This window comes from Streptomyces sp. BE303, assembly GCF_036290945.1.
Lineage (GTDB): Bacteria > Actinomycetota > Actinomycetes > Streptomycetales > Streptomycetaceae > Kitasatospora.
Genome location: NZ_JAQYWZ010000772.1, coordinates 1 through 302, shown reverse-complemented (window position 1 = coordinate 302; position 302 = coordinate 1). Strand labels below are relative to the sequence as shown.

General features: G+C 74.8%; 1 pseudogene. It reads right to left on the bottom strand.

The window, feature by feature from the left end:
• Positions 1–302 (bottom strand): annotated as a pseudogene (locus PUR56_RS24300) (polyketide synthase); the annotation flags it as partial.

Here is a 302-nt window from a genome sequence, read left to right as displayed (position 1 = left end):
CAGTCGTGGTGCGGGGTCGGCGCGTCGACGTGCAGGGTGCGCGGCAGCACACCGTGCCGGATCGCCAGCTCCGACTTGATCACCCCGGCCACGCCGGCCGCCGCCTGGGTGTGCCCGTTGTTGGACTTCACCGACCCCAGCCTGAGCGGCCTGTCCTCCGGACGGCCCGTCCCGTAGGTGGCCTGCAGCGCGTGCTCCTCGATCGGGTCTCCCAGCGTGGTTCAGGTGCCGTGCGCCTCGACGGCGTCGACGTCGGCCGGCTCCAGGCCCGCGCCGGCCAGCGCCGCCCGGATCACCCGCTG